The sequence below is a fragment of the Stieleria sp. genome (genome assembly GCF_041595215.1).
Lineage (GTDB): Bacteria > Planctomycetota > Planctomycetia > Pirellulales > Pirellulaceae > Stieleria > Stieleria magnilauensis.
Window position 1 is genome coordinate 1 of the sequence record NZ_JBFHKV010000893.1, and the last position, 3,649, is coordinate 3,649.

3 protein-coding genes are annotated in these 3,649 nt (G+C 59.3%); all 3 read left to right on the forward strand.

Annotated features, from left to right (window positions below; all coding sequences use genetic code 11):
- The coding region (locus ABX749_RS25835; RefSeq protein WP_372898541.1) for a TonB-dependent receptor plug domain-containing protein at positions 1-1,159 on the forward strand (1,159 nt) is incomplete at its 5' end.
- Complete coding sequence (locus ABX749_RS25840; RefSeq protein WP_372898542.1) at positions 1,156-1,740, forward strand: YfiR family protein; 585 nt, start codon at positions 1,156-1,158, stop codon at positions 1,738-1,740. The genes ABX749_RS25835 and ABX749_RS25840, both read left to right, overlap by 4 nt.
- 5 nt (positions 1,741-1,745) lie before the next feature.
- Positions 1,746-3,473, forward strand: a complete 1,728-nt coding sequence (locus tag ABX749_RS25845; protein ID WP_372898543.1) for an ATP-binding protein — start codon at positions 1,746-1,748, stop codon at positions 3,471-3,473.
- Positions 3,474-3,649: the final 176 nt, after the last annotated feature.

Consider the following 3,649-nt stretch of genomic DNA (forward strand, 5'->3'; position numbering starts at 1 on the left):
GTTCGACCAACCGGTTTCGGGGGGCAACCTGCTGACGCGTTGGACGAGGACGCATTCGGCAGACCACGAATCTTCGCTGCAACTGTATTACGACCGCTTCGATCGCAAAGCCTACGGATTCGGTCAACAAACCAATATCTTTGACTTGGATTTCCAAAGCCGGTTCCGCTACCGCTGTGATCACCGGATCATTTGGGGAGCCGGCTACCGAGCGATCTTTGACAAATTGACCAACAACGATCCGCTGCCGTACATCGCCGCGGACCCCGAGCGGCGCACGGTCCAACGGTTTAGCGCGTTCCTTCAAGACGAAATGACGTTACTGGAAGACGCCTGGTACTTCACGCTCGGTTCAAAGTTCTCGCACAACACCTACAGCAATTTCGAACTGCAGCCCAGCGCCCGGTTGCTTTGGTTGCCCAATGAATCCGCGGCAGCGTGGTGCGCGGTCTCGCGAGCCGTCCGCACGCCTTCGCGGCTGTCCGCCGACGGGCGATTGATTGTCAATCAACCGGTGCCGCTAGGAAATTTTCCGCTCGAACTCCGCGGCGTCGGCGACCTGGGTGCAGAGAACCTGGTGTCTTACGAGTTGGGCTATCGACAGCAAACCAACGAGTTCTTCGCCTGGGATGCGACGGCGTATTTCCATGACTACGACAAACTGCAGGTGCTGCGGCTGAACTTCCCTCCCGCAGCCCTTCCGTTTCTCGACATCTCCGACGCGGCCGCTGCCGACGGCTATGGGTTTGAAATTTCGGCAACCGCACAGCTGACCGCGTGTTGGAGCATGCGCGGCTGGTACGCGTTTCAACGGATTGAATTCGACGAGCCGCCGCCATCGGTGGCCGGCTCGGCAGGCAAGTCCGGCGCGTTGCCCCGCAACCAGGTTTCACTGACCCACTCCTTCGACCTCAGCCGCGGACGGCAACTGGACGTCATCACCCGCTATGTCGACAACCTGCCCGCCGAATCGACGCCGTCGTATGTCGCCGTCGACACACGATTTGCCTGGAACGTTGGCCGCAACCTGACCGCTTCGGTCGTCGGCCGCAACCTGTTTGACCGACGGCACCCCGAATTCGGCCCCAACTACTTCACCGGCGACGTGCCGACCGAAGTGCCGCGTAGCGTGCATGCGTACGTGGAGTGGCGCCGATGAAGCCTGATCCTGCACGCACCATCGTTCCCCGCCGCCGAACCGGTGTCGTGATGACGCTGTTGATTCTGACCGGCATTCTGGTCGATCAACCCGCCGACGCACAAACCAGCCTGGCTTCGGAACGGAACGTCAAAGTCGCCTACTTGTACAATTTCCTCCGCTACGTCCGTTGGCCGGAGACGGCTTACGCCGACGAATCTTCGCCTACGGTGATCGGAATCCTGACCGGCGATCCACACAGCCGTCTGCTGAACCAAGTCGCTGCGAAGAAGCAAGCCCGGGGTCGTCGAATCGTCGTCCGGGAGTTTGATTCGGTCCGCGAGATCCAATCCTGTCACCTGGTTTTCCTGCATGCGGGAACCGCACCGGCGGACGAGGCCGAAGCGATCGCGCGGACTGAACGACAAAACACGCTGTTGATCTGTGAGTCAGTGGTGGCGGCACAACGCGGCGTCCCGATCCGCTTTTTTGCCGACCACGATGGAACGATCGGATTAAGAATCAACGTCGACGCGATGACCCGACGCGGTCTTCAGGCGGACGCCAAACTGCTCAACATCGCGAGCATCGAACGAGATTAGACTCAATGGGCAGAACAACCAAACGATTCCGTGACTTTTCCGTTCAAACCAAGCTAACGGTTTTGGCTGCCACGGCGATCACGTTGGCGGTCTCGGTCGCCTGCGCCATCTTTGTGGTATTGGACGTCCGGCGCATCTCCGCGTCCAAAGCCACACAATTGACCGCGATCGCCGAGACACTCAGCACCAACAGCACCGCCGCGGTGGCGTTCGGACAACAGGACGCCGCCGAAGAACTGCTGGCCGCGATCAAGGGCCGACACACGATCGACATCGCATGCATCTTGGATGCCGATGGGTCCGTGTTCGCGATCTACCGACGTTTCGGCGATCAAGCGGACTTTCATCCCCAGTCGGTCACGCTCGGTGCGCACTATGGCGACGACGGCTTTCTGGACGTGGCGGTGCCGATCATCGACGACGGCGACCGCCTGGGCACGTTGATCCTGCGGGAAACGACCGCAGATCTCGGCCAAGCCCGCACGACCCACATCCTGGCCGCCGCCGTCGTGCTGGCGATTTCCATCATCATCGGCGTGTTCGCCTCTTCACACCTCCAAGACTCCGTCACCGCGCCGATCTTGAGACTGGCGTCAACGGCCCAGCAGATCTCTCAGAGCGAAGACTGCGCCATCCGTGTCCAGCACGACAGTGACGACGAGATCGGTATCCTCTACCGCCAATTCAACGGCATGCTGGATCGTGTGCAGTCGCGTGAAAAAGCCGTCATCCAAGCAAGCCAGCGTTTGCAAGAGCTCAACCAAGCATTGGAGCAACGCGTCGCCGAACGGACCAGCGAACTGGAACAATCCAACGCCGCCTTGCAAAACCAAATCGAAGCCAAGGATCTGGCGACGAAACAGCTGCAAAACACCCACGCGCAGCTGCTGGAAGTGTCACGCCGCGCGGGCATGGCGGATATCGCCAACGGTGTGTTGCACAACATCGGAAACGTGCTGAACAGTTTAAACATCAGCGCCAACCTGATCGACGAACGGCTGCGCAACGTTAAACTCGCCAACCTCGAAAAAGCAGTCGAACTGTTACTGCAAAACGAAGACGACCTCGCCGAGTTCCTACTCCGCAGCGATCAAGGAAAAATCTTGCCACGGTACCTGGGCAAACTCTCCGACAGCATGCGTGACGATCAACGTTCCATCTTGAACGAAATCGAATCCTTGGCGTCCAACGTCGAGCACATCAAAGACATCGTCCGCGCCCAACAATCCCACGCCGGCGCGTTCGGCGTGATGGAACAATTGCAACCGGCAGCCCTGTTCGAAGATGCGATCCATTTCGTGCACGATTCCTTTTCAAAACACAACGTCGAAATCGTCAGAGACTATGGCCAAGTCCCCGCGATCGAAATTGAGAAATCGAAGGCCATCCAGATCATCGTCAATCTGATCAAGAACGCCAAGGAATCCGTGCTCGAACACGATTCGGACGTCAAACGCGTGACGCTGCGTCTGGAACAATCCGGTGACGACGTTTGTTTCCAGGTCAGTGACAGCGGGACCGGGATCGCAGCGGACCGAATCACCACGATCTTTTCCAACGGATTCACGACCAAAAAAGACGGGCACGGCTTCGGACTCCATGCCTCCGCGACCGCCGCGGTTGAACTGGGCGGCAGATTGTCGGTCCACAGCGAGGGGATCGGTCAGGGAGCCACGTTCACGTTGCTGCTGCCCGTATCGATCCGCACCCGGCACAAAGCACTCGCCGGGTAATCCAACGCCCTCACAGTGAAGCGGCACAGTGAAGCGGCACAGCGAAGCGGCACAGTGAGGCGGCACGACTCGCGCCGATACGCTAAAACAACACGGTAGTCGAGGCGACACCCATGACACCGGCCGCGAGCAACCGATCCGATGCAACCATCCAGTTCCCACCACCGTGACGAAAC

Excerpts from the sequence above, each read along its gene's own strand:
- ABX749_RS25840 (WP_372898542.1), top strand. The coding sequence starts at position 1,156 with ATGAAGCCTGATCCTGCACGCACCATCGTTCCCCGCCGCCGAACCGGT.
- ABX749_RS25845 (WP_372898543.1), top strand. The coding sequence starts at position 1,746 with ATGGGCAGAACAACCAAACGATTCCGTGACTTTTCCGTTCAAACCAAG.